General features: G+C 72.5%; 26 protein-coding genes. 19 read left to right on the top strand and 7 right to left on the bottom strand.

The window, feature by feature from the left end; all coding sequences use genetic code 11:
• From aceE to VIM19_04060, 8 genes are all read left to right on the top strand, one after another.
• On the top strand, nt 1-2,343 hold a 2,343-nt coding region (gene aceE, locus VIM19_04095), incomplete at its 5' end, for a pyruvate dehydrogenase (acetyl-transferring), homodimeric type (GenBank protein ID HEY5184090.1).
• A gap of 53 nt (nt 2,344-2,396) precedes the next feature.
• Nucleotides 2,397-3,206, top strand: coding sequence for a polyphosphate kinase 2 (gene ppk2, locus VIM19_04090; GenBank protein ID HEY5184089.1), 810 nt, complete (start codon nt 2,397-2,399; stop codon nt 3,204-3,206).
• A gap of 84 nt (nt 3,207-3,290) precedes the next feature.
• The gene (locus VIM19_04085) at nt 3,291-4,451 is read left to right on the top strand and encodes a helix-turn-helix domain-containing protein (GenBank protein HEY5184088.1); all 1,161 of its coding nucleotides are present in this window, start codon (nt 3,291-3,293) and stop codon (nt 4,449-4,451) included.
• Nucleotides 4,452-4,529: 78 nt separating this feature from the next.
• Nucleotides 4,530-5,708 carry an acyltransferase domain-containing protein gene (locus VIM19_04080; protein ID HEY5184087.1) on the top strand — a complete coding sequence of 393 codons (1,179 nt, stop codon included), beginning with the start codon at nt 4,530-4,532 and terminating at the stop codon, nt 5,706-5,708.
• A 41-nt stretch (nt 5,709-5,749) separates the two neighbouring features.
• Complete coding sequence (locus tag VIM19_04075; protein ID HEY5184086.1) at nt 5,750-6,709, top strand: beta-ketoacyl-ACP synthase III; 960 nt, start codon at nt 5,750-5,752, stop codon at nt 6,707-6,709.
• 76 nt (nt 6,710-6,785) lie between these two features.
• On the top strand, nt 6,786-7,037 hold the full coding sequence (locus VIM19_04070; GenBank protein ID HEY5184085.1) for an acyl carrier protein: 252 nt from the start codon (nt 6,786-6,788) through the stop codon (nt 7,035-7,037).
• On the top strand, nt 7,034-8,278 hold the full coding sequence (gene fabF / locus VIM19_04065; protein ID HEY5184084.1) for a beta-ketoacyl-ACP synthase II: 1,245 nt from the start codon (nt 7,034-7,036) through the stop codon (nt 8,276-8,278). The genes VIM19_04070 and fabF overlap by 4 nt, the downstream gene beginning before the upstream one ends.
• Entirely contained in the window at nt 8,279-9,688 is a 1,410-nt protein-coding gene (locus VIM19_04060; protein HEY5184083.1) for a carboxyl transferase domain-containing protein, read from the top strand.
• A 14-nt stretch (nt 9,689-9,702) separates the two neighbouring features.
• On the opposite strand, the gene VIM19_04055 is transcribed toward VIM19_04060, so the two are convergent.
• Nucleotides 9,703-10,197, bottom strand: a complete 495-nt coding sequence (locus VIM19_04055; GenBank protein HEY5184082.1) for a DUF3145 domain-containing protein — start codon at nt 10,195-10,197, stop codon at nt 9,703-9,705.
• 169 nt (nt 10,198-10,366) lie between these two features.
• Here VIM19_04055 and VIM19_04050 point away from each other — a divergent pair, with 169 nt between their 5' ends.
• Both VIM19_04050 and VIM19_04045 read left to right on the top strand, forming a co-directional pair.
• Nucleotides 10,367-11,530, top strand: a complete 1,164-nt coding sequence (locus VIM19_04050; GenBank protein ID HEY5184081.1) for an amidohydrolase — start codon at nt 10,367-10,369, stop codon at nt 11,528-11,530.
• Between the two features lie 4 nt (nt 11,531-11,534).
• A complete protein-coding gene (locus VIM19_04045) occupies nt 11,535-12,923 on the top strand; it encodes a GH1 family beta-glucosidase (protein HEY5184080.1) in 1,389 nt (462 codons plus the stop codon).
• Here VIM19_04045 and VIM19_04040 read toward each other — a convergent pair.
• Both VIM19_04040 and VIM19_04035 read right to left on the bottom strand, forming a co-directional pair.
• Nucleotides 12,910-13,299: a hypothetical protein gene (locus tag VIM19_04040; protein ID HEY5184079.1), complete on the bottom strand. Its 390-nt coding sequence runs from the start codon at nt 13,297-13,299 to the stop codon at nt 12,910-12,912. The two genes, VIM19_04045 and VIM19_04040, sit on opposite strands and share 14 nt — an antisense overlap.
• Before the next feature lie 290 nt (nt 13,300-13,589).
• Entirely contained in the window at nt 13,590-13,823 is a 234-nt protein-coding gene (locus VIM19_04035; protein HEY5184078.1) for a hypothetical protein, read from the bottom strand.
• A 294-nt stretch (nt 13,824-14,117) separates the two neighbouring features.
• Here VIM19_04035 and VIM19_04030 point away from each other — a divergent pair, with 294 nt between their 5' ends.
• The gene (locus VIM19_04030; GenBank protein ID HEY5184077.1) at nt 14,118-14,222 is read left to right on the top strand and encodes a DUF6186 family protein; all 105 of its coding nucleotides are present in this window, start codon (nt 14,118-14,120) and stop codon (nt 14,220-14,222) included.
• Here VIM19_04030 and VIM19_04025 read toward each other — a convergent pair.
• Together VIM19_04025 and VIM19_04020 are read right to left on the bottom strand one after the other, a co-directional pair.
• Nucleotides 14,219-15,154 (bottom strand): DUF389 domain-containing protein, encoded by a 936-nt coding sequence (locus VIM19_04025; GenBank protein ID HEY5184076.1) that lies wholly within the window; start codon nt 15,152-15,154, stop codon nt 14,219-14,221. The two genes, VIM19_04030 and VIM19_04025, sit on opposite strands and share 4 nt — an antisense overlap.
• A gap of 17 nt (nt 15,155-15,171) precedes the next feature.
• A complete protein-coding gene (locus VIM19_04020) occupies nt 15,172-16,164 on the bottom strand; it encodes a DUF2804 domain-containing protein (protein HEY5184075.1) in 993 nt (330 codons plus the stop codon).
• A gap of 113 nt (nt 16,165-16,277) precedes the next feature.
• On the opposite strand from VIM19_04020, the gene VIM19_04015 reads away from it, so the two are divergent.
• Nucleotides 16,278-17,036, top strand: coding sequence for a hypothetical protein (locus VIM19_04015; GenBank protein ID HEY5184074.1), 759 nt, complete (start codon nt 16,278-16,280; stop codon nt 17,034-17,036).
• Here the strand turns inward: VIM19_04015 and VIM19_04010 are convergent.
• Nucleotides 17,000-19,297, bottom strand: a complete 2,298-nt coding sequence (locus VIM19_04010) for an EAL domain-containing protein (protein ID HEY5184073.1) — start codon at nt 19,295-19,297, stop codon at nt 17,000-17,002. The genes VIM19_04015 and VIM19_04010 overlap by 37 nt on opposite strands.
• 157 nt (nt 19,298-19,454) lie before the next feature.
• On the opposite strand from VIM19_04010, the gene VIM19_04005 reads away from it, so the two are divergent.
• From VIM19_04005 to VIM19_03990, 4 genes are all read left to right on the top strand, one after another.
• The gene (locus VIM19_04005; protein ID HEY5184072.1) at nt 19,455-21,188 is read left to right on the top strand and encodes an ABC transporter ATP-binding protein; all 1,734 of its coding nucleotides are present in this window, start codon (nt 19,455-19,457) and stop codon (nt 21,186-21,188) included.
• Between the two features lie 56 nt (nt 21,189-21,244).
• A complete protein-coding gene (locus VIM19_04000) occupies nt 21,245-23,146 on the top strand; it encodes an ABC transporter ATP-binding protein (protein HEY5184071.1) in 1,902 nt (633 codons plus the stop codon).
• 120 nt (nt 23,147-23,266) lie between these two features.
• Nucleotides 23,267-23,449, top strand: coding sequence for a hypothetical protein (locus tag VIM19_03995; GenBank protein ID HEY5184070.1), 183 nt, complete (start codon nt 23,267-23,269; stop codon nt 23,447-23,449).
• 41 nt (nt 23,450-23,490) lie between these two features.
• A complete protein-coding gene (locus VIM19_03990; GenBank protein ID HEY5184069.1) occupies nt 23,491-24,306 on the top strand; it encodes a methyltransferase domain-containing protein in 816 nt (271 codons plus the stop codon).
• A 58-nt stretch (nt 24,307-24,364) separates the two neighbouring features.
• On the opposite strand, the gene VIM19_03985 is transcribed toward VIM19_03990, so the two are convergent.
• Nucleotides 24,365-24,574 carry a PLDc N-terminal domain-containing protein gene (locus VIM19_03985; protein HEY5184068.1) on the bottom strand — a complete coding sequence of 70 codons (210 nt, stop codon included), beginning with the start codon at nt 24,572-24,574 and terminating at the stop codon, nt 24,365-24,367.
• 27 nt (nt 24,575-24,601) lie between these two features.
• On the opposite strand from VIM19_03985, the gene VIM19_03980 reads away from it, so the two are divergent.
• From VIM19_03980 to VIM19_03970, 3 genes are all read left to right on the top strand, one after another.
• Nucleotides 24,602-25,018, top strand: coding sequence for a PaaI family thioesterase (locus tag VIM19_03980; protein HEY5184067.1), 417 nt, complete (start codon nt 24,602-24,604; stop codon nt 25,016-25,018).
• A gap of 331 nt (nt 25,019-25,349) precedes the next feature.
• Nucleotides 25,350-25,598, top strand: coding sequence for a hypothetical protein (locus VIM19_03975; protein HEY5184066.1), 249 nt, complete (start codon nt 25,350-25,352; stop codon nt 25,596-25,598).
• A gap of 107 nt (nt 25,599-25,705) precedes the next feature.
• Complete coding sequence (locus tag VIM19_03970; GenBank protein HEY5184065.1) at nt 25,706-26,368, top strand: enoyl-CoA hydratase-related protein; 663 nt, start codon at nt 25,706-25,708, stop codon at nt 26,366-26,368.
• Nucleotides 26,369-26,475 lie beyond the last annotated feature (107 nt).

The following is a 26,475-nucleotide window of genomic DNA, read 5'->3' as shown; positions in this document are numbered from 1 at the left end:
TTCAACCACTTCTTCCGCGGACGTGACCACGAGGGTGGCGGCGACCAGATCTACTTCCAGGGCCACGCCTCCCCCGGCATGTACGCGCGGGCCTACCTCGAGGGCCGGCTGACCGAGCACCAGCTCGACGGCTTCCGGCAGGAGCTCACCCACCCGGGCGGCGGCCTCTCGTCCTACCCCCACCCCCGGCTCATGCCGGAGTTCTGGGAGTTCCCGACGGTGTCGATGGGTCTCGGGCCGCTGAACGCGATCTACCAGGCGAGGTTCAACCGCTACCTCGCCGGGCGCGGGTTCAAGGACACCTCGGACCAGCGCGTCTGGGCGTTCCTCGGCGACGGCGAGATGGACGAGGTCGAGTCCGTCGGCGCGATCGGCCTGGCCGCGCGCGAGGAGCTCGACAACCTCACGTTCGTCGTCAACTGCAACCTGCAGCGGCTCGACGGTCCGGTACGTGGCAACGGCAAGGTCATCCAGGAGCTCGAGTCGCTGTTCCGCGGTGCCGGGTGGAACGTCATCAAGGTCGTGTGGGGCCGGAACTGGGACCAGCTGCTCGCCAATGACCCCGACGGCGCGCTGGTCAACCTCATGAACACCACGCCGGACGGCGACTACCAGACGTTCAAGGCCGAGGACGGCGCCTTCGTCCGCGAGCACTTCTTCGGCCGCGACCCGCGGACCCGCAAGATGGTCGAGGACTGGACCGACGAGGAGGTCTGGAGCCTGCAGCGCGGCGGCCACGACTACCGCAAGCTGTACGCCGCCTACCTCGCCGCGGCGGAGCACACCGGCCAGCCCACCGTGATCTTGGCCAAGACCATCAAGGGCTGGACCCTGGGCAGCCACTTCGAGGCGCGCAACGCGACCCACCAGATGAAGAAGCTGGCCATGGATGACCTGGTCGCCTTCCGCGACCGGCTGGAGATCCCGATCCCGGACGACCAGATGGACGCCAAGCTGCCGCCGTACTTCCACCCGGGACCGGACTCCGACGTGGCCGCCTACGTGGCCGAGCGGCGGCAGGCCCTCGGCGGGTCGGTACCCGAGCGGCGCAGCGCCGCGAAGGCGCTCGTGCTGCCCGGCGACCCGGTCTACGACGTGGTCCGCCGCGGCTCCGGCAAGCAGGAGGTCGCCACCACGATGGCCTTCGTGCGGCTGCTGCGGGAGCTGTTCAAGGACCCCGAGATCGGCCCGCGGATCGTCCCGATCATCCCGGACGAGGCGCGCACCTTCGGGATGGACTCCATGTTCCCGACCCAGAAGATCTACAGCCCGCACGGCCAGACCTACCTGTCGGTGGACCGCGACCTCGTGCTGTCGTACAAGGAGTCCGAGACCGGCGTCATCCTGCACGAGGGCATCAACGAGGGCGGGTCGGTCGCCTCGTTCACCGCGGTGGGCACGTCGTACGCCACCCACGGCGAGCCGATGATCCCCGTCTACATCTTCTACTCGATGTTCGGCTTCCAGCGCACCGGCGACGGGCTGTGGGCGGCCATGGACCAGATGGCGCGCGGCTTCGTGCTCGGCGCCACGGCTGGGCGGACGACGCTCAACGGGGAGGGCTTGCAGCACGAGGACGGGCAGTCTCCGCTGATCGCGGCCACCAACCCCGCGGCCGTGCACTACGACCCGGCGTTCTCCTTCGAGGTCGCGCACATCGTCAAGGACGGGCTGCGCCGCATGTACGGCGACGACCCGGAGAACGTCTTCTTCTACCTCACGGTCTACAACGAGCCGTACGTCCAGCCGGCCGAGCCCGAGGGCCTCGCCGTGGAGGACCTGCTGCGCGGCATGTATCTGTACGCGCCGGCGGCGGACGTGCCGGAGGGCGCGCCCAAGGCCCAGCTGCTGGCGTCCGGCGTCGCGGTGAACTGGGCGCTCAAGGCGCAGCGGCTGCTGCGGGACGACTGGGGCGTGCACGCGGACGTGTGGTCGGTGACCTCCTGGAACGAGCTGCGCCGGGAGGCCCTGGCGGTGGACCGGTGGAACCGGCGGCACCCGTCCGACGAGCCGCGGGCGCCGTTCGTCACCCAACGGCTGGCCGACCGGCCCGGCCCGGTGGTCGCCGTCTCGGACTACATGCGCGCGGTGCAGGACCAGATCCAGGGCTACGTGCCGCAGGACTTCAGCTCGCTCGGGACTGACGGCTGGGGCATGTCGGACACCCGCGGTGCGCTGCGTCGGCACTTCGGCGTGGACGCCGAGTCGATCGTCGTCCAGACGTTGGGCCGGCTCAGCCGGACCGGCGCGGTGGACCCCGCGGCGGCCGCCCAGGGGATCGACCTCTACGCGCTGACCGACATCCGCTCGGTGGACCCGGGCACGGGGATGGGGGACGCGTAGTGGCCAAGCAGGAGGGGCACCACGACAGGCACCATGGCCGCACCGTGGATCGGATGCCCAAGAAGCTCTACGACGCGGAGCTGTTCCGGCTGCAGGCGGAGCTGGTCGTCATGCAGGAGTGGGTCCGCGCCGAGGGCGTGCGGCTCGTCGTGCTCTTCGAGGGCAGGGACGCGGCGGGCAAAGGCTCGGCGATCAAGCGGGTCACCCAGTACCTGAACCCGCGTGTCGCCTCGATCGTCGCGCTGCCGACCCCGACCGAGCGGGAGCGGTCCGAGTGGTACTTCCAGCGCTACGTCGAGCAGCTGCCCGCGGCCGGTGAGATCCGGCTGTTCGACCGGTCCTGGTACAACCGTGCAGGGGTCGAGCGGGTCATGGGCTTTTGCACCCCGGACGAGTACCGGCGGTTCCTGCACCAGGCACCGATCGTCGAGCGGCTGCTGGCCGAGGACGGCATCTTGCTGCGCAAGTACTGGTTCAGCGTCAGCGACGCCGAGCAGGAGGCCCGGTTCCGGTCCCGGCTGGACGACCCGATGCGCCGCTGGAAGCTCTCCCCCATGGACCTCGAGTCGATCACCAAGTGGGAGGCGTACTCGCGGGCCAAGGACGAGATGCTCGTGCACACCGACATCCCCGAGGCGCCGTGGTACGTCATCGAGGCGGACGACAAGCGGCGGGCCCGGATCAACATGATCGCCCACCTGCTGTCCACCGTGCCGTACACGCTGGTGCCGCCGCCGACGACGCTGGAGCTGCCGGTCCGGCCGCCGTCCACCGGGTACGAGCGGCCGCCGCGCGAGCTCAACACGTACGTGCCCGACCACGCCGGCGACATCATCAAGGCCGCCCAGCAGGCCGAGGCCTGACCCCTCCCCCCTTCTGCAGGGAGGGGGGTGGCGTTGTGGCTGTCCCACAAGGGTCTCGGCGGCGGAGTCCGTACGCTTCCCCTCATGCCCCGCCGCCACGCCGCGACCGCCCGACGCCTCGAGCAGAACCTCGGGACGCTCACGACGGCCGCGATCCAGCGGATGGACGAGACGCTGCCCTGGTACCGGGCGATGCCGCCCGCCGAGCGCTCGTGGGTCGGTTTGGTGGCCCAGGCCGGGCTGGCCGCGTTCCTCGACTGGTTCCGCCGCCCCGGCCAGTCATTGACCATCACCACGGACGTCTTCGGGACGGCGCCCAGGGAGATGGCCCGAGCCGTCTCCCTGCAGCAGACCGTCGAGCTGATCCGGGTGTCCATCGCCGTCATGGAGGAGCGGGTCGACGAGCTGGCCGCACCCGGCGAGGTGCCGGAGCTGCGCGAGGCGGTGCTGCTGTACTCGCGGGAGATCGCCTTCGCGGTGGCCCAGGTGTACGCGCAGGCGGCCGAGGCCCGCGGCGCGTGGGACGCCCGGCTGGAGGCCCTGGTCGTCGACGCGCTGCTGCGCGGCGAGGTCGACGAGGCCATCCGCTCCCGGGCCGCCGCGCTCGGCTGGGGCAGCCGCGGCAACGTGGTCGTCGTGGTTGGGCAGCCGCGGGACGCGCCCCCGGACGCCGTGGCCGACGCCGTCCAGCGCTCCGCCAAGGCCGCCCACCTGGACGTGATCAGCGGCATCCAGGGCGACCGGCTGGTGCTGGCCGTGTCCGGAGCCACCGACCCGGTCCGCGCGGCCACCGCCCTGGTCGGGCAGTACGCGGCCGGCCCCGTCGTCGTCGGACCTGTCGTCCCCGACCTCAGCGCGGCCCCCCGCTCGGCGCGAGAGGCCGTAGCCGGGCTGCGCGCCGCGCCCGCATGGCCGGGCGCCCCCCGGCCGGTGGGCTCCGACGATCTGCTGCCGGAGCGGGCCCTGGACGGCGACACGGACGCGCGGGCCCGGCTGGTCGAGCACGGCTACGCGGCCCTGGTCGGCGCGGGCGGTGACCTGCTCGTGACGCTGGGCGCCTACCTGGACGAGGGCCGGTCCATCGAGGGGGCGGCCCGCCGGTTGTTCGTGCACCCGAACACGGTGCGGTACCGGCTGCGCCGGATCGCCCAGGTCACCGGCTTCGTGCCGACCGAGGCCCGGGGCGCGTTCGCGCTGCGGCTGGCGCTCGTGTTCGGCCGGCTGGATGCGGCCCCCAAGTTGTAGGAAACCTCCAAAGATCGTCCGCGATCTCCGTCGGCGTCGACACCCGGTCGGGTCCCAGCGGTAGCCCAGGCTGGACGGATGCTCGCCATCGTCGCCCCCGGCCAGGGGGCCCAGTCCCCCGGCTTCCTCAGCCCGTGGCTCGAGCTGCCGACGGTCCGGGCCCGGCTGGAGTGGCTGTCCGCCTGCGCCGGCATGGACCTCGCGGCCCACGGCATCGAGTCCGAGGCCGAGACCATCCGCGACACCGCGGTGGCCCAGCCGCTCATCGTCGCCGCCGGACTGGTGGCGCTGCTCGAGCTGTTCCCGGTGCCGGCCGAGGCCTACGGGGTCGTCGGCATCGGTGCCGGGCACTCGGTCGGCGAGATCACCGCCGCGGCCGGCGCCCACGTGATCAGCGCCGAGCAGGCCATGGTCCTGGTCCGCGAGCGCGGCCGCGCGATGGCCGACGCGGCCGCCGCCCGGCCCACCGGCATGACCGCCGTCCTCGGCGGCGACCGGGACACCGTGGTGGCCAAGCTGGCCGAGCACGGACTGACGGCGGCCAACGAGAACGGGGCCGGCCAGATCGTCGCCGCCGGCACCCTCGAGCAGCTCGCAGCCCTGCAGGCCGACCCGCCCGACGGCGCCCGGCTGCGCCCGCTGGAGGTCGCCGGGGCGTTCCACACCGAGCACATGGCGCCCGCGGTCGACGTCTTGGGCCGGCTGGCCGGCGCGGTCACCACGCACGACCCGCGCACCCGGCTGCTGTCGAACCGGGACGGCTCGGTGGTCCACCACGGCCGCGAGGCGCTGGCCCGGATCGTCAACCAGGTCGCCGCACCCGTCCGCTGGGACCTCTGCATGGCGACCATGGCCGACCTCGGGGTCACCGGCGTGCTCGAGGTGCCACCGGCCGGCACCCTCACCGGGCTGGTCAGGCGGGCCATCCCCGGCGCGGAGACCGTCGCGCTGAAGACCCCCGACGACCTGCCGGCGGCCCGCGCGCTGGTCGAGCGGCACGGCTCCTCCAACCCGTTGTCCGACTCCCCCACCTGGCGGCTGCTCGTGGCTCCCGCCAAGGGCACCTTCCATCGCAACGGCAGCGGCGACCTGCTGCAGCCGGGCGCCGTCGTCGGCTCGGTGGTGACCCTGCGCGACGAGCACGTCGTCTCCGCACCGCACGGCGGCCACGTGGTCGAGTGGCTCGTCGAGGACGGCGACCCGGTGGCCCCGGGCCAGCCGCTGCTCCGGCTGCACCCCGAAGCGGTGGGCGTGTGAGCACCCCACTCGCGCCCCGCCCGGGCGCCCCGTTCTCCCGCATGCTGAGCGTCGGCGCCTACCGGCCGGCCCGGGTGGTCACCAACGACGAGGTCTGTGAGCACATCGACTCCTCCGACCAGTGGATCCGGGAGCGGTCCGGGATCGTCACCCGCCACCACGCTGCGCCCGAGGAGGACGTCGTCGACATGTCCGTGGCGGCCGCCGAGCAGGCGCTGGCCGGCTCGGGCATCGCCGCCGAGCAGATCGGCTGCATCGTCCTCGCGACTGTGACCCACCTGTGGCAGACGCCGTCCGCCGCCGCGATGGTCGGCCACCGGATCGGCGCGACCAACGCCGCTGCCTTCGACATCTCGGCGGCCTGCGCCGGCTTCTCCCACGGCCTCGCGCTCGCCGACAACATGATCCGCGGCGGCTCCGCCGAGTACGTGCTCGTCATCGGCTGCGAGAAGCTCACCGACATGGTCAGCCCGACCGACCGCGGCACCGCGTTCATCTTCGGCGACGGCGCTGGTGCGGCCGTGGTGGGCCCGTCGGACATCCCCGGCATCGGCCCGGTCGTGTGGGGCGCGGACGGATCGCAGCACGAGGCGATCACCCAGGACGCCCCGTGGAACGCGCTGCGCGACGGCACGACGGACCACTTCCCGATGCTCGCGATGAACGGGCCGCAGGTGTTCCGCTGGGCGGTCTTCGCGATGACCCCGGTCTGCCAGCAGGCCCTGGACGCCGCCGGGATCACCGTGTCCGACCTCGACGCCTTCATCCCGCACCAGGCGAACCTGCGCATCGTGGACGCCATGGTCAAGCGGCTGGAGATCCCCGAGTCCGTGGCGGTGGCCCGCGACATCGTCGACACCGGCAACACCTCCGCGGCGTCCATCCCCCTGGCCATGGACCGGCTGCTCGAGAGCGGTGCGGCGCCGCACGGCGGCACCGCGCTGCTCATCGGATACGGCGCCGGGCTGTCGTTCGCGGCCCAGGTGGTCACGCTTCCCTAGCCCCGCACCACGCCCCTCCGCACGACCCGGCCGCGCCCGCGACCGGTCCGCGACAACAACGAAGGAGCACATGCCCATGGCCACCCAGCAGGAGATCCTCGCCGGCCTCGCCGAGATCGTGAACGAGGTCGCCGGCGTCCCCGCTGACGACGTCCAGATGGACAAGCACTTCATCGACGACCTGGACGTCGACTCGCTGTCCATGGTGGAGGTCGTCGTCGCAGCCGAGGAGCGGTTCGGCGTCAAGATACCGGACGACGACGTCAAGGGCCTGGCCACCGTGGGTGACGCGGTCGCCTACATCGAGAAGGCGGGCGGCGCGGCGTGAGCCCGCGTCCCGGCCGCCGCGTCGTCGTCACGGGGGTGGGCGCGACCACGCCGCTCGGCGGCGATGTCGCCTCGACCTGGGACGCCATGCTGTCGGGCCGGTCGGGCATCCGCACGCTGACCCAGGAGTGGGCGGCCGAGCTGCCGGTACGGTTCGCCGCATCGGCAGCGGTCGACCCCTCCGAGGTGCTCGACCGGGTCGAGGCGCGCAAGCTCGACCGCACCCAGCAGTTCGCGCTGATCGCTGCGCGCGAGGCCTGGGCCGACGCCGGAAGCCCGGACGTCGACCCGGAGCGGCTGGGCACGGTGATCGGCACCGGCATCGGCGGCGCGCTCACGCTGCTCGGCCAGTGGGACAACCTGCGGGAGAACGGCCCGCGCCGGGTCTCCCCGCACACCATCCCGATGCTCATGCCCAACGGTCCGGCCGCGATCGTGGGGCTGGAGCTCAGGGCGCGCGCCGGCGTTCACACGCCGGTCTCGGCCTGCGCATCCGGCGCCGAGGCGGTCGCCTACGCCACCGAGATGATCCGCAGCGGCCGCGCCGACATCGTCGTGGCCGGAGGCACCGAGGCCTGCATCCACCCGCTGCCGCTGGCCGCGTTCAGCGCGATGATGGCGCTGTCCAAGCGCAACGACGAGCCGCAGCGGGCCTCCCGCCCCTACGACAAGGGCCGCGACGGCTTCGTCTTCGGTGAGGGCTCCGCCATGCTCGTCCTGGAGTCGGAGGAGCACGCTCGGGCCCGCGGCGCGCGGCTCTACGCCGAGGTGTCCGGCGTCGGGATCAGCTCCGACGGCCACCACATCGCGCAGCCGGACCCGGAGGGCCACGGCGTGATCCGGGCCATGCGGGCGGCGCTGGACGACGCGGGCGCCGCCCCCGGCGACATTGTGCACCTGAACGCGCACGCGACGTCGACGCCGCAGGGCGACGTGGCCGAAGCCGCCGCCATCCGGGTGGTGCTCGGCGACGCGACCGACCGGGTCGCAGTGTCGGCCACCAAGTCGATGACCGGGCACCTGCTGGGCGCCGCCGGGGCGCTGGAGTCGGTGGCCACGGTGCTCGCGCTGCGGCACCGGGTGGCGCCACCGACGATCAACCTCGACGATCCGGACGACGACGTCCACCTGGACGTGGTCCACGGCGGGCCACGCCCGCTGCCCAGCGGCGAGCTGGCCGCCTTCAACAACTCGTTCGGGTTCGGCGGCCACAACGTCGCCCTCGTCCTGCGGAGCGTCTGAGTGACCATCGCCGAAGCCCGACCCGACGCCGCCGCGGCGCCCGACCCCCGCAGCCCACGGGTGCGGATGGCCGCCCTGTTCGACCCGGGGTCGTTCACCTCGATCACCGCCGAGGACGACAGCGGCATGCTGGCCGGGGTCGGGCGCATCGACGGTTCGGTGGCCGTGGCGTTCGCCTCGGACCCGCTGATCCAGGGCGGCGCGATGGGCGCGGCCGGCTGCAAGGTGATCCTGGCGGCGTACGCCAGGGCGCTGGCCGACGACGTCCCGGTCATCGGGCTGTGGCACACCGGCGGGGCCCGGCTGCGGGAGGGCGTGCTGTCCCTGCACGCCGTCGGCGAGGTCTTCGCGATCATGACGCGGGCGTCCGGCCGCATCCCGCAGATCTCGGTGGTGCTTGGTGCCGCCGCGGGCGGCGGCGCCTACGGCCCGGCGCTCACTGACATCGTGATCATGGGCCCGGCCGGACGGGTGTTCGTCACCGGCCCGGACGTCGTCCGCTCGGTCACCGGTGAGGACGTCGACATGGAGCGCCTCGGCGGCCCCGAGCCGCACGGACGGCGCAGCGGCGTCGTCCACGTGGTCGCCGACACCGAGCGGGGCGCCCTCGACGAGGCGCGGCGGCTGGCCGCGCTGCTCGGCAACCAGGGCAGCCTAGGCGCCGTCGAGGATGCCGACCTCGGCGGTCTGCTGCCGGAGTCCGCGCGGCGCGCCTACGACGTCCACCCGCTCGTCGACGGCCTGCTGGACGAGGGCACCGGCATCGAGCTGCACCCGCGCTGGGCACCGAACATCGTGACCGCGCTGGGCCGCCTCGGCGGCCGCACGGTCGGTGTCGTGGCCAACAACCCGCTGCGGCTGGGCGGCTGCCTGGACTCTTCCTCCGCCGAGAAGGCCGCCCGGTTCGTGCGCATGTGCGACGCGCTCGGGGTGCCGCTCGTCGTGCTCGTCGACGTGCCCGGCTACCTGCCCGGCGTCGGCCAGGAGTGGGACGGCGTGGTCCGCCGCGGCGCCAAGCTGCTGCACGCCTTCGCCGAGTGCGTGGTGCCGCGCGTGACCGTGGTGACCCGCAAGGCCTACGGCGGTGCGTACATCGCGATGAACGCCAGGGCGCTGGGCGCGACCCGGGTGTTCGCCTGGGACGGCGCCACGGTGGCCGTCATGGGCTCGGTGGCCGCCGTGCGGGTGCTGCACCGGCGCCGGCTGGCCGAGGCCCCCGACGACCTGCGGGCCCAGCTCGAGGTCGAGCTGGCCGAGGAGCACGAGCTGTTGGCCGGCGGCCTGGACCGGGCCATGGCGCTCGGTGTGATCGACGAGGTCATCGCCCCGGGGACGACCCGCTCAGCGGTCGCCGCCGCCATCGCCGCGGCGCCCGCCGTCCGCGGTGCGCACGGCAACATCCCCCTGTAGCTACCTCGCAGCGGCTAGCCGGTGACCTGGTGCAGCCAGCGGACCGGGGCGCCCTCCCCGGCCCACCGGAACGTCTCCAGCTCGTCGTCCCACGGCTGACCGAGCAGCCGGGCGATCTCCTGCTCCAGCGGGCACCCCTCGGCCACCGCGGCGGCCACCGTGGCGCGCAGCCGGTCCTCCGGCACCAGCACGTCGCCGTGCACCCCGATGATCGCGTGATAGATCCCCAGGGACGGCGTGTAGGACCACCGCGCGCCCTCGACGCCGGGGGTGGGCTCCTCGGTCACCTCGTAGCGCAGGTGCTCCCACCCGCGCAGGGCGGACGCGAGCCTGGCCCCGGTGCCGGCCTGGCCCTGCCAGGACAGCTCGGCCCGCCAGCTGCCGGGGAACGCCGGCTGCGGGATCCACTCGAGGGAGGCCGGACGGCCGAGGACGCCGGCCACCGCCCACTCGACATGCGGGCTCAGCGCGGCAGTGGCTGAGTGCACGAACAACACGCCACGGGACACCGGATCCTCCTCCTGATCGGTCGGCTCGAGAGTCGCCTTCCCCAGCGGTCTCGCCGATCCCAGGAGTCACACCCGGCACGCGTGGCTCATTGTGCCTCATCCCGGCCGCCCTGGGAACCCTCGGCCACCCGGCTCCCCACGGCCCCGGGCTACCAGCGAGGATGCCGCCATGACCGTTGCCGCCGCGCCCCCCGAGCCGCGCACCGTCGAGCAGGTCCGCCAGCTGGTCGACCGGGCCGCTCCCGAGCTGGTCGAGCTCTCCCACGCCCTCGCCGCCGACCCCGAGCTGGCCTACGTCGAGCACCGGTCGGCGGCGCGCTGCGCCGACCTGCTCGAGGCCCACGGGTTCGCCGTGGAACGCGGCGCGTACGGCCAGCCGACGGCGTTCGCGGCCAGGACCGGCACGTCCGGTCCGCACGTCGTCGTGTGCGCCGAGTACGACGCCCTCCCCGAGGTCGGGCACGCCTGCGGCCACAACATCATCGCGGCGTCCGCCGTCGGCGCCGGGATCGCGCTGGCCGCCCTCGCCGCGGACGCCGGCCTGCGGGTGACCGTCCTGGGCACCCCGGCCGAGGAGTCCGGCGGCGGCAAGGTGGACCTGATCGACGCCGGAGCCTTCGACGGCGTGGACGCCGCGATCATGGTGCATCCGGCGCCGTTCGACCTGCACGCCCCGCGCGGCCTGGCCATCGAGGAGTGGAAGGTCACCTACCGCGGCCAAGCCTCGCACGCCAGCGCCTCCCCCGAGCTCGGCCGCAACGCGCTGGACGGCGTGGTGCAGGGCTACCAGGCGATCGCCATGCTGCGCCAGCACCTGCGCCCGCTGCAGCAGGTGCACGGGATCATCACCGACGGCGGGGCCGCGCCGAACATCGTCCCGGAGCGGGCCGAGGCGGTCTTCTATCTGCGCGCCGTCGACGCCGCGGACCTCGAGGACCTGCGCGACCGGGTCCGGGCCTGCCTCGAGGGGGCGGCCACGGCGACCTTCACCACGGTGACGATCGAGCGGATGGGCCACGTCTACGAGCCGCTGGCCGTGCACCCGGGCCTGTCCGCGACGTTCAGCGCGGCCTGCGCGGCGATCGGCCGGCCCTACACCCCCGATCCCGGCGGCGAGCCGATCAGCGGCTCCACCGACTTCGGCAACGTCGCCCAGCTGGTGCCCGGGGTGCACGCCGAGCTGGCGGTGCACTCGTGGCCCGCGGTCAACCACCAGCACGAGTTCGCGGCCCACTGCGTCACCGAGCCGGGCGACCGCACCATGCTCGAGGGCGCCATGGCGCTCGCGCTCACCGCGCTGGCCGTGGCCAGGGACCCGTCGGTCGTAGCGTAGGGCCATGCTGCGCATCCGGGACCTGACCAACGACCACCTCGCCTTCGGCGTTGCGACCTCGTCGTACCAGATCGAGGGCGCCGTGGACGTCGACGGCCGCGGCCGCTCCATCTGGGACACCTTCGCCGCGACCCCCGGCGCGGTTGCCGACGGCACCGATGGGTCGGTGGCCTGCGACTCCTACCGCCGGCTGGACGACGACCTGGCGGTGATCTCCGACCTCGGGGTGCCGCTGTACCGGTTCTCGGTGGCCTGGCCGCGGGTGCAGCCGGCCGGCCGGGGCCCGGTCAACGCCGCCGGGCTGGACTACTACGAGCGGCTCGTCGACGGGCTGCTCGGCCGCGGCGTCACCCCGCTGCTCACCCTGTACCACTGGGACCTCCCGCAGCCGCTCGAGGACGCCGGCGGCTGGCCGAACCGGGACACCGCCGACCGGTTCGCCGACTACGCCGCCCTCGTCCATGACCGGCTCGGTGACCGGGTCGGCACCTGGACGACCCACAACGAGCCGTGGTGCGCGGCCTTCCTCGGCTACGCCGCGGGAGTGCACGCCCCCGGACGACGGGAGCCCGCGGCCGCCTACGCAGCCGCCCACCACCTGCTGCTCGGCCACGGCCTGGCCGCACGGGCGCTGCGTGCCGCCGACCCGGGGCTCGAGGTCGGCATCGTGCTCAACCTGTCCCCGGCCTACGTGGACCAGCCGGGGGCCGAGGAGGCCGCGCAGGTCGTCGACCTGGTCCAGAACCGGTTGTGGCTGGACGCGCTGCTGCACGGCCACTACCCGGCGGCGCTGGTCGCCCGGGTGCCGGAGCTCGCCGACCCGGCCCTGGTCCGGGACGGCGACCTGGCCACGATCGCCGCCCCGCTGGACTGGATGGGCGTCAACTACTACACGCCGTTCCGGGTCGGGCTGCCCCAGCCGGACGCCCACGCCAGCGTCGGCCAGGCCACCGACGCCTACCCGGGCGCCCCGGCCTGCTCGTTCCGGCCGCGGCCGCCGCTCACGACGATGGGCTGGGAGGTCCACCCGGACAGCTTGCGCAGCCTGCTCGTCGACCTCTCCCGCGAGGCTGCCGGGGTCCCGCTCATGGTGACCGAGAACGGCGTGGCCTACCCGGACACGGCCAGGGCGGACGACGGCAGCGTGGTGGACGACGACCGGGTGGCCTACCTGCGCGACCACATCGCCGCGGTGCGGCAGGCGCAGGCCGAGGGCGCGGACGTGCGCGGCTACGTCGCGTGGAGCCTCATGGACAACTTCGAGTGGGGCGAGGGGTACACCCAGCTGTTCGGGCTGGTCGCCGTGCACCCGGGCACGCTGCGGCGGGTGCCGAAGCGGTCCTACCGCTACTTCCAGGAGCTCGTGCGGGCCGAGCCGGTCAGTCCAGGTTGACGCGGTGCTCGCCGTCCGCGATCCACTGGATCAGCTGGGCGCGCGAGAGCGTGCGGGCCCCGCACTCGCACCAGGCCGGCAGCCCATCGTCCACCGCGGCCGACGCTGCCACCTGCAGCAGGTCCACCCACGGGGGCGTCACGTCGCCGTGGTGGGCGCCGTCGTAGCGGTCGCGGTCACCGTGGCTGTGGCTGTGCCCGAGCGATGTCGACTGGTACACCGGGCCGTCAGCGGTCCGGTACACGGTGGCCAGGTGGTGGCCGTGGGTGCACTGGACGGACAGCAGGGTGAAGTCGCTGGGCCGGTCCTCGATCAGGGCCAACCCCCGCCGGGCGAGCCGTTCGCGGTCCGCATGGGCGAGCGGAGTGGTAGCCATGTCTCCACGCTAGGCCGCGGCCCCGGCAGGGGCCTGAGCCGGAAGTCCCGGCCCAGGCCGGACCGCCACGGTGCCCGGATTGGGCTGGACGGGTGACGCCGCCGCACACCGCGTCATGGCCGCCCCGATGGCACGTCTCCTCCCCGAACGGCGCGCATCGGCAGCTGAGGGGCAGTCCGATGCGGAACCGGTCGGGGCCACCGGAGGGGGCGGCCACCGACAACGACGCCCCGTCGTCACCGCTTCAAGCGGTGACGACGGGGCGTCATCCGTTCCGGCCCGGCGTGACCTCAGTACAGCGGATCGGACCGCGCCACCAACGCGGTGCGGGCCAGTCCCGCGATCTCACCGGCCAGGAAGATCTGGTCGTTGAGGTAGACGTCCTCGGCGTGCTCGGCCAGCCCGGTGAGCAGGTCCTCGCGGTGACCGGACTCCTCGGCCAGCCGCCGGGAGGTCAGTTGATCGCTCAGCCACAGCCCCCGCGCCGTCGCGTACAGCTCACTGACCTCGGGCCTGGTGTCCATCCGGGTGTCCCTCCCCGTCTCGGCGGCACTCCTGGGCTCACCCTTCCCCCGCCAGATGACGGTCACCCGGCTGGCGACATTGCCGTTTCATGACGGCTCGGCCAGGACAACGACGGGATGGGCCCCCGGGCACGCACGGCGAGCGGGGTCGGGATCGGGCTGCTCGCGGCGGGGCTGATGGCCCGCTGGCCGGCGGCGGCTGGCTGCGGCAGTGTAGCCGGAGCACCTCGGTGACGAACCCGTGACCGCCGGCAGCTCGCCGAGCTTGGCTTCGTCGTCCTCGCCGGGCGGCCGGTGCGGCTCGGAGAGCCGCTCACCGCGGCGATGACCAGCACCTCCGGCAAGGTGCTCGTGTTCGGCTGGTGGTGGTGGCTGGGCTGGCACTTCCTGGCCCGCTAACGGCGATGTCGGCGGTTCGCCGCTCCCCACACGGCCGACTGGACGGCCAGGGTGGCCCACCCGGCGATCGCCATCCCGGTGATGTTGATGAGCAGCTGCAGGGTGCTGCCCCAGACCTCCTCCCGGACCCCGAAAGCGAGGCCCAGGGCCACGTTCCCGGCAGCCGGGACGGTGGTCACCGAGACGAAGACGCCCACCAGCCCGGTCGTGCGAGCAGACGTCAGGGACAGGACGCCGGCCGCGCCGGCGATCACGGCGACAACGAGCGACCACCGGCCGGGCTGGTAGATGAAGGCGGTACTCGGCCGAAGCCCGGCAACGTCGTCGCGGACGATCCAGCCCAGCCACCTCCCGACGAGCACCAACAGGGTGGTCGCCACGATGGAGGACGCGAAGCCCACGACGACGGTCCGCAGGGCCAGCGAGAACAGTCGACGGCGACGCCGTACGAGGGCCAGTCCCAGCGCGGCGATGGCCCCGAACTCGGGCCCGAGCACCATGGCGCCGACGAGCAGGACCGGGGAGTCCAGGACGATCGCGATGCTGGCCAGCAGGGTGGCCAGCAGCATGAAGCTCACGTAGGACCAGGTCAACTCGGAGTCCTCGTAGGCGCGCTGCACGACATCGGCCCAGACCACCGCGTCGGCGCTGCTGCCCGGCGTCCTGCGTTCGGCGTCCAGTCCCTCCCGCGAGATCCAGGTGCGGACCGGCTCGATCTGGATGGCGCCCTCGGCCTGCACCCCGGTGGCCCGCACCCGGTCGATGACGTCGTTGGCCGCCTCGCGGGCGACGTCCGCGAGGATCACGTCGCCCGGCGGCCGTACGGAGGCGTCCACGAGCACCGCGAGGCTGCTCACCGCGGGATGGTCGCGCAGGACGGCGGCCACCGCCTCCCGCTGGGACGCCGGTGCGTAGATGCGCAGGTGCAGCACGACAGCATCCTGCCGCTCTACCAGCGGTTGCGGGCCTCCTCCGCCCAGCCAACGACTCCGTCCAGCGACACCCGCTCGCCGTCGTCGGTCGAGGCCCACCCGGTGTAGTGGCCGAAGCACTGATGGGTCTCGGCGGCCACCACGGCGAGGTTGGTGCGCGCGACCCGCTCGTGGAAGGGGTCGAAACGCAGGTCGAGGCGCTGCCCGGTGATCGACCACGGTCGTTTCCATTCGCTGCGGTCGTAGTCCCACCGCAGCTCGTCGCTGATCTTGTGCAGCCGACCGTCCACGAACAGGCCGTTCTCGGTCGACCCGGTCCCGTCGGTCCACTTCCCGCCGATCTGGATGCCGACCGCACCCCCGGCCACCTGGCCGTAGCCGGCCCCCCAGTTCCAGGTGATCGAGTACGGCCACCGCCCACGGCCGTGGTCCAGGACCGCGAACGACGAGTCCGCGGCGAGCGGGTGGGTGACGCCGTGCACGACTAGGCGCCCGGAGGCGGGCCGGGCGACGTCCTTCACCGTGTACTGGAACAGCCGGCGGCTCCACGGCACCACCACACCGAGCGACTCGTGGCCGTCCGGCCGATGCGCCAGGACGTCGACCTCGACGCCGGGTGCGCTGGCCCGCAGCCGGGTCCCCTCGCTGGTCTCGTCCAGGTCGATGGTCAAGTCCTTGGCGCGAGCCCTGGCCGGTCCCCCGGCACTGCGCGTGGGCAGCACGACCCCGCGGGCGAACGGCACCACGACGTCCCGCACGATCTCGGCGGCGGTGGTCCGGTCGAGGACGTACAGCCCGTGCACGCCCGCGTAGTCGAGGGAGGACACGGTCAGGCCCACCACGTGCGTCGGGGTAACGATCCCCCAGTACTCCCAGCGCTTGGTCCGACCCCACCCGCGCAGGTTCGCCGTGTGGAGCGGGACCCTCGTCCAGCCGACCGCGGCCGGGTTGAGGCGGCCGTCGGGGGTGCACAGGTCCACCGGGTCGGTGATCTCTCGCTCCGTCCGCACCGGGCCAACCTACGACGCCCCGTCCCGCCCGGCGTGCCCCGCTGAGGATTCCCGGACGGCAGCCAGTACAGTGGCGGCTCGACCTGGACGGGGGAAGGACGAAGGGAGAACCCATGGCCCGGCCAGGCCTGCTGCACCTCCGCTTCGACGTCCGCGGCTCGCTGCTCGACGCCGCGCTGGAGTGCGAGGCAGCGGTCTTCCTCCAGTGGTACGGGAACACCCGCGCCCAGCTCGACGACGAGTACGGGCCCTACGCCGACCACTCCACCTTCCTCGCACTGGCCGACGACGACGGCCAGGTCATCGCGGCCTGCCGGCTGATCACCCCGGGGCCGCTCGGGCTGAAGACGCTGGCGGACATCGGCGCCGACCCGTGGAACGTCGACGGCGAGCGGGCGGCAGCCGCCGCCGGGCTCCAGCCCGCCACCACGTGGGACATCGCCACCGTCGGCGTGCGCACTGGGCTGGGGGCGGAGGGGATGCTGGCGTCCGTCGCGCTGTACCACGGGCTGGTCAAGGTGCAGCGCGTCAACCGGGTGCGGCACGCGGTGTCGATCATGGATGACAAGGTCAAGGGGCTGATGGACGCCCTCGGCGTCTACATGCACCCGATCCCGGGGACGAGGTCGGCGCCCTACCTGGGCTCTCCCGCGAGCACCCCCGTCTACGGCGACTGCGCCAAGATGGTCGACGGCCAGCGTCGGGCCAACCCGGACGCCTACCGGCTGGTTGGCCTGGGCATCGGCCTGGACGGCATCGAGGTGCCCGGCGACGACGCGTTCCGGCTGCGCGAGCGCGACCTGGTCATCCAGCTGCCCGGCCTCCCGGTGCGGGCTCAGGCCACGCCGGGGCGCAGCGGCAGCGACGCGTAGTCGCCCAAGCGCCCTGCGGACCAGCGGCGGACCCACGGCTCCACCTCGGACGCGGGCATCGGTCGGGCCAGGTGGAAGCCCTGCATCGAGTCGACGCCGATCGCCACCAGCTCCGCGGCCGTCGCGGCGTCCTCGACGCCCTCCGCCACCAGCCGCATGCCCAGGGCGTGCGCCATCTGGTTCGTGGACGCGACGATCATGCGGCTGCGACGGTCACGGCAGATGGTGGACACGAACGACCGGTCCATCTTCAGCTCCTGAACCGGCAGGTCGCGCACGTAGGCTAGGGAGGAGAACCCAGTCCCGTAGTCGTCGATGGACAGCTGTACCCCTACGGCCCGGACGTCGTCCAGGATCTGCCGGGCTCGCTGCGGGTCGGCGAGGAAGGAATCCTCGGTCACTTCCAGGATGAAGGTGTCCGGAGCCAGGCCAGAGGCCTGGACGACGTCGAACAGGCGGGGCAGGAACAGCCCTCCGAGCAGCTCCGGCGGGGCGACGTTCATGGACAGCCGCAGCGACAGCCCGCTGGCCTCCCAGCGGCGAGCGTCGTCGACCAGCTGCTGCAGGACGATCTCGGAGATTGCCAGCATGAGCCCGGTCTGTCTGGCCACCGGAAGGAAGATGGCCGGTAGCACGAGACCGTGCTGCGGGTGCTGCCAGCGGACCAGTGCCTCGACCCCCAGCACCCGCTGGGTGGCTGCCTCCACCTGCGGCTGGTAGTGCACCGTGAGCTCGTCGCCCTGCAGGGCGCGCCGCAGCTCCTCGGCCAGGCGCAGCCGCTTGCGCGAGGAGCCGTCGCTACCGTGGTCGTAGAGCAGCGCGCCAGCACGACTGATCTTGGCCTGGTACATGGCCACGTCGGCTCTGCGGAGCAGGTCTGGGCTGACCCGGTCACCCCTCTCGCGCACCGTGATCCCGATCGAGGCCCCGACGGCGAGCTCCAGGTCCTCGACCATCGTCGGCTTGGACAGGACCGCGCGCAGCGCGTTCGCCGTCTCGAGCAGCTGAACCGGGTCGTCCTGCTCGACGAGGATCGCGAACTCGTCGCCACCCAGTCGACCCACCTGGACGTGCCGGGGCAGGGCGGCTCGCATCCGCTGCCCGGACAACCGCAGGACGGCGTCGCCAGAGACGTGGCCGAAGGTGTCGTTGACGTCCTTGAACCCGTCGAGGTCGATGAGCATGAGCGCCAACACCCGGTCCGCCTTGATCGCGGCGTCGATCTGGGCGAGGACCGCCCGCCGGTTCGGCAGGCCGGTCAGGTCGTCGGTGAGCGAGAGCTGCTGGGCCTCCGCGGCGCCGTGCGCCTCCCGCAGGGCCAGCGCCATGCGTGCCCCGGCGGCCAGCAGGGTGGCCACAGCGAGGATCGTCACGTACCAGCCGAGCGCTCCGTCTGGCCGCAGCACGAGGGAGAGCAAGGCCACGGACACCGCGCTGAGCAGGATCTTGCTCCCCGTCCCTGCGGCCGACGGGAGGCTGCCCACCCGTGGGACCCGGCAGGCCGACGTCGCCACCAGCGCGAAGGCCAGCCCGTAGGTCACGTCGAGCAGCAGGGTGAAGTCGTAGCCGCCCGAGCTGAGGTTCAGCACGATGCTGGAGTCGGCGACCGCGAGCAGCACGAACCCGACCGCGAGGAGCAGCGTCGAAGGGTCCCAGCGGCGGGCCCGCAGCACCGCCTGGGCCACGACCACCAGGGCCAGCATCAGGTCGAGCAGCGGGTACATCAGCGCCAGCATGAGGGGCAGGCCCTTGGGGCCGAAGGTCGCCGTCATCGGCACCAGCAGCAGGGCGCCGGCCAGGCAGGCGACGCCACCGGTGACCACGGCCGCGTCCAGCCAGGCGCTGAGCGCCGTGGACGGCGGGCGGTCGGCGTCGAGGAAGACGTATCCGGCCACCGCGAGATAGAAGATCAGGAACAGCCACTCGCCAGGCGCCGGGAACGAGGTGTGGACGTTGGCCAACCCGGACGCGGTCAGGACGGCGGAGCCGGCGGCCCACGCGAGCATCGCTGTCGCCAGAACCAGCGCGGCGAGCCGGCGCTGGCTCCAGACTGCGCCCACGGCACCGAGTCGCGCGATGGCCGTGAGGAAGAAGCCGGTGAGGATGACCAGCAGGTACGAGCGGCCGACATCGCTTTGTGCCTCGCCGCGCAGGGCCAGGCCGCCGAAGACCCCGGCGAAGACCCAGGCCCAGGTGAGGCTGCCCAGCCGCGCGACAACGCGGGTCCCGCGCCCGGCCGCGCGCCGCTGTCCCCCCAACACGATGCGAGACCCCCTCCCCCAGCACGTCGAAGGGCCACGGCGCACAACGCCGGGCCCCCGTTGTCCTCTCTATCGGCAGCCGGGGCCGGGGCCATGAGCCATCCGGGGTGCCTAGCGGGCCGGTGGACGCACGGCGTGGCTGGCCTAGGCTTACCGCGTGCTCGTGCGCCTGCTCCGCACCTTCCTGCGTCCCTATGCGAGGACGGTCGCAGTGGTGATGCTGCTGCAGTTCCTGCAGACCCTCGCCACGCTGTACCTGCCCACGCTCAACGCGGACATCATCGACAACGGCGTGGTCAAGGGCGACACCGGCTACATCGTCCGGGTCGGTGCCCTCATGCTGGTCATCACCGTCTTCCAGGTGGCCTGCGCGATGGCGGCGGTCTACCTCGGCGCCAAGGTGGCGATGGCGCTCGGCCGCGACGTCCGGGGTGCGGTGTTCGACCAGGTCCAGTCGTTCTCGGCCCGGGAGGTCGGCCACTTCGGGGCCCCGTCCCTGATCACCCGGACGACGAACGACGTGCAGCAGGTCCAGATGCTGGCCCTGATGACGTTCACGCTCATGGTCGCGGCGCCGATCATGGGCGTCGGCGGCGTGATCATGGCGATGCGGCAGGACATCCCCCTTTCCGGGCTGCTGCTCGTCGTCGTCCCGGTGCTGATCGTCATCGTCGTGGCCATCGTGAGCCGGATGCGGCCGCTGTTCCGCAAGATGCAGGACCGCATCGACCTGGTGAACCGGCTGCTGCGCGAGCAGATCACCGGCATCCGGGTGATCCGGGCGTTCGTCCGGGACGAGCACGAGCAGGAGCGCTTCGCCGGGGCCAACGACCAGCTGATGACCGTCTCGCTCGGCGTCGGGCGGCTGATGGCGCTGATGTTCCCGAGCGTGCTGCTCGTCATCAACGTGTCCAGCGTGGCCGTGCTGTGGTTCGGCGCCCACCGCATCGACAGCGGGGCCATGCAGATCGGGGCGCTCACGGCGTTCCTGAGCTACCTCATGCAGATCCTGATGGCCGTCATGATGGCCACCTTCATGTTCGTGATGGTCCCGCGGGCCGAGGTCTCCGCCGAGCGCATCGAGGAGGTGCTCAGCACCGAGTCGAGCGTCGTCCTGGCGGCCGAGCCGGTCACCGAGCTGCCCCAGCACGGCTACCTCGAGCTGCGCGGGGCCGGCTTCCACTACCCCGGCGCGCAGGCGCCGGTGGTCAGGGACGTGTCGATGCTCGCCCGACCGGGTGAGACCACGGCGGTGATCGGCAGCACGGGCAGCGGCAAGACCACGCTGCTCAACCTGATCCCGCGGCTGTTCGACGCAACCGCAGGATCGGTCCTCGTCGACGGCGTCGATGTCCGACAGCTCGACCCCGCGCTGCTTTCCCGGACGGTGGGACTCGTGCCGCAGAAGCCCTACCTGTTCTCGGGCACGGTGGCCTCGAACCTGCGGTACGGCCGCCCGGACGCCAGCGACGAGGAGCTGTGGCACGCACTGGAGGTGGCCCAGGCCCGCGAGTTCGTCGAGCAGATGCCCGGGGGGCTCGAGGCGCCGATCGCCCAGGGGGGCGGCAACGTCTCGGGTGGGCAGCGACAGCGGCTCGCTATCGCCCGAGTGCTGGTCCGCCGTCCGGAGATCTACCTGTTCGACGACTCCTTCTCCGCGCTCGACTACGCCACGGACGCCGCCCTGCGCGCCGCCCTGGCCGAGGAGACCGCGGACGCCACGGTCGTCATCGTGGCTCAGCGGGTCAGCACGATCCGGGGCGCCGACCACATCGTCGTGCTCGACGAGGGCACCGTCGTGGGAACCGGCACTCACCGCGAGCTGATGGCCGACAACGCGACCTATCGCGAGATCGTGCTGTCCCAGCTGACCGAGCAGGAGGCTGCGTGAGCACCGCCGGCACCGTCGAGCGCCGGCCCCTGCCAGCACGCGGCCCCGGTCACTGGATGGGCGGCGGCGGCCCGGTGGAGAAGTCCATGGACTTCCGCGGCTCCAGCCGTCGGCTGCTGCGCATGCTGGGCCCCGAGCGGCCCGTGGTCCTCAGCCTCCTCGCCCTCGGTGTCATCAGCGTCGCGCTGAACGTGCTCGGGCCCAAGATCCTGGGCCGGGCCACCGACCTGATCTTCACCGGCGTGGTCGGCCGACGCATCCCGGCCGGGGTTACGAAGGACCAGGCGGTGGGCCAGCTGCGCAGTGCCGGCGAGACCACGCTCGCGGACATGCTGGCCTCGATCAACTTCGTTCCAGGGCAGGGCATCGACTTCACCGCGGTCGGCCGGGTGCTGATGGTGGCACTGCTGGTCTACGTCTCCGCCTCCGTGTTCGCCCTGTTCCAGGGCCGGCTGACCGCGGGCGTGGTGCAGCGCACGGTGTACCGGCTGCGCGAGGACGTCGAGGCCAAGCTGGCCCGGCTGCCGCTGAAGTACTTCGACGGCCAGCAACGCGGCGAGGTGCTCAGCCGCGTGACGAACGACATCGACAACATCGCGACGACGCTGCAGCAGACGATGAGCCAGCTGGTCACCTCGGTGCTGACCGTCGTCGGGGTGTTGGTGATGATGTTCGTGATCTCACCGCTGCTGGCGCTGGTCGCGCTGGTCACCGTGCCCGCGTCCGTACTGCTCGCCACCGTGATCGGCAAGCGCGCCCAACCGCAGTTCGTCGCCCAGTGGTCCACCACGGGACAGCTCAACGGCCACATCGAGGAGATGTACTCCGGGCACTCCCTGGTCAAGGCGTTCGGCCGCGAGCACGAGTCGGCGGAGACGTTCCGCGGGCTCAACGAGGCGCTGTACGGGTCGAGCTTCCGGGCCCAGTTCATCTCCGGGACGATCCAGCCGGCCATGACGTTCATCGGCAACGTCGGCTACGTGCTGGTGGCCGTCGTGGGAGGCCTGCGGGTGGCCTCCGGTGCGATGTCGATCGGTGACGTGCAGGCGTTCATCCAGTACAGCCGCCAGTTCAGCCAGCCGATCTCCCAGATCGCCAGCATGGCCAACCTGCTGCAGTCCGGCGTGGCGTCCGCGGAGCGGGTCTTCGAGCTGCTGGACGCCCCGGAGCAGAGCCCCGACCCGGTCACGCCGGCCCGGCCCGCGCAGGTCCTGGGCCGGGTGGCGTTCGAGCACGTGAACTTCGCCTACGACCCGGCGCAGCCGCTCATCGAGGACATGTCGCTGGCCGTCGAGCCGGGTCGGACGGTGGCGATCGTCGGACCGACCGGCGCCGGCAAGACCACCCTGGTCAACTTGCTGATGCGGTTCTATGAGGTGGACTCCGGGCGGATCACCCTCGACGGGGTCGACATCGCCGCCATGACCAGGGACGACCTGCGGTCCACCATGGGAATGGTGCTTCAGGACACCTGGCTGTTCGGCGGCACCATCGCGGAGAACATCGCCTACGGGGCGGACGGCGCCACCCACGACGACCTCATGCGGGCCGCTCAGGCCACTCACGTGGACCGGTTCGTGCGTACCCTGCCGGACGGCTACGACACGGTCATCGACGAGGAGGCGACCAACGTCAGCGCCGGTGAGAAGCAGCTGCTGACCATCGCGCGGGCGTTCCTCTCCGACCCGGCCATCCTGATCCTGGACGAGGCCACCAGCTCGGTCGACACCCGGACCGAGGTACTGATCCAGCGGGCCATGAGCTCGCTGCGCAGCGGGCGCACCAGCTTCGTCATCGCGCACCGGCTGTCGACGATCCGGGACGCGGACGTGATCCTCGTCATGGAGTCCGGGCGGATCGTCGAACAGGGCAGCCATGAGCAGCTGATCAGCGCCGGCGGCGCCTACGCCCGGCTGTACGCGGCGCAGTTCGCCCAAGCCGTCGTCGCGCTCGACTAGACCCGCCGGGGCCTCCTCCCGCGTGATCAGTTTGCCCTGTGCGTACCATCAGCGGTCGACCACTTACCGGAGGCGGCAACGAGCCCGTCTCCTCGACGAACGAGCCAGCAGGTAGCCACCATGACGTCGAAGAATGATCACCGGACCGGCCCGCTCACCCAGACGACGACCGGGCTGAACCGGGTCACCTGCCAGTGCGGCTGGTCGAGCACGGCCGCCGAGCTCGACGGCCTGGCGCTGGACGTGACCGAGCACATGAACCCGGGGCTGGTCCCCGGCTCGCTGGCCGCCCCGATCGGCTGACCCGAGGCGCGTTCGGACCGGCACCCACGTAGGTTCGGGCGATGGCTGCCCAGCCCCCCGCTCAGCCCCGCTACACCCATGGCCACGCCGAGCCGGTCCTTCGCTCCCATACCTGGCGCACGGCCGAGAACTCGGCCGGCTACCTGCTCCCGTCGCTTCACCCGGGGCTGGTGGTGCTCGACCTCGGGTGCGGCCCGGGGACCATCACCGCAGACCTCGCAGGCCTGGTGGCACCCGGACGAGTCGTCGCGGTGGACAGCGCCGAGTCGATCCTGGGCCGGACCCGGTCGACCTGCGCCAGGTCCGGTGCCGACGTGGCCGTGGCGGCGGCCCGTGGCGAGCGACTCCCCTTCCGGGACGGCTCCTTCGACGTCGTCCATGCCCACCAGGTGCTCCAGCACGTCAGTGACCCCGTCGTTGCGCTCCGCGAGATGCGGCGGGTGTGCCGCCCGGGCGGCGTCGTCGCCGCCCGGGACGCCGACTACGCGGCCTTCACCTGGTTCCCCGAGGTCCCGGAGCTCGATGAGTGGCTCGCGCTGTACGAGCGGGTGGCCCGGCACAACGGCGGTGAGCCGGATGCTGGTCGGCGGCTGCTCGGCTGGGCGCAGCAGGCCGGATTCCGCACGATCACTCCCAGTGCCTCCGCCTGGTGCTACGCCGACGGCGCCGACCGGGCCTGGTGGGGCGGCGCGTGGGCCGACCGGCTGCTCGCCTCGTCGTTCGGGGAGCAAGCCGTGGCTGAGGGGCTGGTGTCCCGGCCGGATCTCGAACGGCTCGCCGACGGGTGGTTGCGCTGGGCGCAGGCGCCGGACGGGTGGCTGGCAATCTTGCACGGGGAGGTCCTGTGCCGGGTCTGAGCCGGGACGGACACGGGATCCGCGACGTGCTCGCGGCCCACGGGGCGGGCCGGAGAGCCTAGCGACGCTGCGGCCGACCGTTGGCCAGCCAGAGCAGTGCGCCGAAGATGCTGGCAAAGACCAAGAGCAGCACCCAGACCGGCCTTGAGAACGTGCGCATGTACCGCTCGTCGGTCCGGGCGAAGTCGTACAGGCAGTACGCCCAGAACCCGAGCGCGGCCAGCGCCACGACGACGGCGGCGGAGTCGGCGCTGACGCTGAGCCCCACCGCCCCATCCTTTCGTAGCTTGGGGTCATGACGGACGCCGTGCCGCAGCCCGCCGATGGCGGGGCCGATCAGGGACTGAGCATCCGGGAGCGGCTGTACCCGGACCTGCCCTGCTTCGGGTGCGGTCGCAGCAACCCCAAAGGGCTGCGGTTGCGCAGCTATCCCGGCGACGGGGTCGTGACGGCCGTGTTCGAGCCGTGGCCCGAGCACGACAACGGCCTCGGCTACCTCAACGGCGGGATCATCTCCACCGTCCTGGACTGCCACAGTGCGGCGGCGGTGATGCCGGAGGCGGAACGCCGCGGCTGGCCGCCCCTGCCGGGTGCCGACCTGTCGTACGTCACGGCCGGGCTCGAAGTCCGCTACCTGCGGCCGAGCCCGCTAGCCAAGCCGAGCCGAGCGGGCTTCGGGCTGAGGCGACCATCGCCATGGAGGCCGAGATGACCGCGGAGGTCGAGCTGTTGTGGGACGGCAAGGTCCGGGCCGCCGCGACCGCCCACTGGAAGCGCTGGCGCCCAAGATAGCCCCTGTCACCTGCCGCGTGAGGACACCCCGAGGAAGGTGCGGGTGCCCTCTTGGCCGGGGCTGACACAGGCGTCGCGACCTGCTTCGCGGCGCGGACCGCCTCGTTGAGCACGACCGCACGATGATGCGCATCGAGCTACCGGCCTCGAACGGCATCGGGACGGCGCGCAGCGTCGCACCGGCCTACGGAGACCTCGCCGTCGGTTCGCCCCGCCTCGGCTCGACGCGCCCACCCTCGAGGCTGGGCCGGATGGACCGGGTCTTGCGCCTGGAGTCACGGTTCTCCCTCGGCTACTGCAAGCCCTGGCGGGGCTTCAAGTTCGGCTCCCCCGCCGCCTTCGGCACGCCGGGGGCAGGCGGCTCCTTCGGCTTCGCCGACCCCCAGCTCGGCCTCGGCTTCTGCTACGCCATGAACCGGATGGACTACTACCTGGTGTCCGATCCGCGCGAGCTGGCCCTGCGGGAGGCCGCAGCCGCCTGCGCCCGACGCGCTTCGTGACCCGGGACCGGCCGCGAGCCGACCTTCGCGCTCGGCCGTGGAACGTCTTCGCCGCGCGCGTTCTGGAGCGAAGGCTCTGATGCCCTACGCTGGACGGAAGGAGACACATGCCCACGCTCACCCAGGACGGACCCCTCTGGACGGTCGACCTCGGGGACGACGAGAACCGCTTCTCCCCCGGCTGGCTGGACTCTCTGGACGGGCTGCTCGACACCATCGCCACCGACCGTGAGCCCGCCGCGCTGGTCACCGTCGGCGGTGGCAAGTTCTACTCCACCGGTCTCGATCTGGAGTGGCTCGGTGGCCACCCGGACCAGCTCGGCTCGTACGTCGAGCGGGTGCACGCGCTCTTTGCGCGGATGCTGACGCTGCCGGTGCCCACCGTGGCCGCGCTCAACGGCCACGCGTTCGGGGCGGGGGCGATGCTCGCCATGGCGCACGACTACCGGGTGATGCGGGATGACCGGGGCTACTTCTGCTTCCCGGAGGTGGACATCCACATTCCGTTCACCCCTGGCATGGCGGCACTCATCACGGCCAAGCTCTCACCCCGCGCTGCCCTCGACGCCATGACGACCGGTCGCCGGTTCCCCGCGTCAGCCGCGCACGACGCGGGGCTCGTCGATGCCGTTGCCGGCCTCGACGACCTGCCCGACGCGGCGGCCGACCTGGTTCGGGAGCTGGCCGGCAAGGACCGGGCCACGCTCGGGGCCATCAAGGCAACCATGTTCGCCGACGTCGTCGAAGCCCTCGGTCGACCGCAGGGCTGACCGGCGCATGGGACAACCACGCGAGCACGACCTGAACGCCGTCCTCGACCACGCATGCGCTGAAGAGCGACGGTCCGGTCGAGGACGCCGTGGTCGCGGCAGCCCAG

This window comes from Actinomycetes bacterium (genome assembly GCA_036510875.1).
Classification (GTDB): domain Bacteria; phylum Actinomycetota; class Actinomycetes; order Prado026; family Prado026; genus DATCDE01.
The sequence above is the reverse complement of the archived record's forward strand: the minus strand, read 5'-3'. Positions and strand labels throughout refer to the sequence as shown.

Bases quoted from the DNA above. Each gene is read 5' to 3' on its own strand.
- VIM19_04035 (HEY5184078.1), bottom strand. From the start codon at position 13,823: ATGGACACCAGGCCCGAGGTCAGTGAGCTGTACGCGACGGCGCGGGGG.
- VIM19_04075 (HEY5184086.1), top strand. From the start codon at position 5,750: ATGCTGAGCGTCGGCGCCTACCGGCCGGCCCGGGTGGTCACCAACGAC.
- VIM19_04040 (HEY5184079.1), bottom strand. From the start codon at position 13,299: ATGGCTACCACTCCGCTCGCCCATGCGGACCGCGAACGGCTCGCCCGG.
- VIM19_03975 (HEY5184066.1), top strand. From the start codon at position 25,350: ATGGACCGGGTCTTGCGCCTGGAGTCACGGTTCTCCCTCGGCTACTGC.
- VIM19_04015 (HEY5184074.1), top strand. From the start codon at position 16,278: ATGGCCCGGCCAGGCCTGCTGCACCTCCGCTTCGACGTCCGCGGCTCG.
- VIM19_04000 (HEY5184071.1), top strand. From the start codon at position 21,245: ATGGGCGGCGGCGGCCCGGTGGAGAAGTCCATGGACTTCCGCGGCTCC.
- VIM19_03995 (HEY5184070.1), top strand. From the start codon at position 23,267: ATGACGTCGAAGAATGATCACCGGACCGGCCCGCTCACCCAGACGACG.
- VIM19_04080 (HEY5184087.1), top strand. From the start codon at position 4,530: ATGCTCGCCATCGTCGCCCCCGGCCAGGGGGCCCAGTCCCCCGGCTTC.
- ppk2 (HEY5184089.1), top strand. From the start codon at position 2,397: ATGCCCAAGAAGCTCTACGACGCGGAGCTGTTCCGGCTGCAGGCGGAG.
- VIM19_04085 (HEY5184088.1), top strand. From the start codon at position 3,291: ATGCCCCGCCGCCACGCCGCGACCGCCCGACGCCTCGAGCAGAACCTC.
- VIM19_03980 (HEY5184067.1), top strand. From the start codon at position 24,602: ATGACGGACGCCGTGCCGCAGCCCGCCGATGGCGGGGCCGATCAGGGA.
- VIM19_04070 (HEY5184085.1), top strand. From the start codon at position 6,786: ATGGCCACCCAGCAGGAGATCCTCGCCGGCCTCGCCGAGATCGTGAAC.
- VIM19_03990 (HEY5184069.1), top strand. From the start codon at position 23,491: ATGGCTGCCCAGCCCCCCGCTCAGCCCCGCTACACCCATGGCCACGCC.
- VIM19_03970 (HEY5184065.1), top strand. From the start codon at position 25,706: ATGCCCACGCTCACCCAGGACGGACCCCTCTGGACGGTCGACCTCGGG.
- VIM19_04045 (HEY5184080.1), top strand. From the start codon at position 11,535: ATGCTGCGCATCCGGGACCTGACCAACGACCACCTCGCCTTCGGCGTT.
- VIM19_04050 (HEY5184081.1), top strand. From the start codon at position 10,367: ATGACCGTTGCCGCCGCGCCCCCCGAGCCGCGCACCGTCGAGCAGGTC.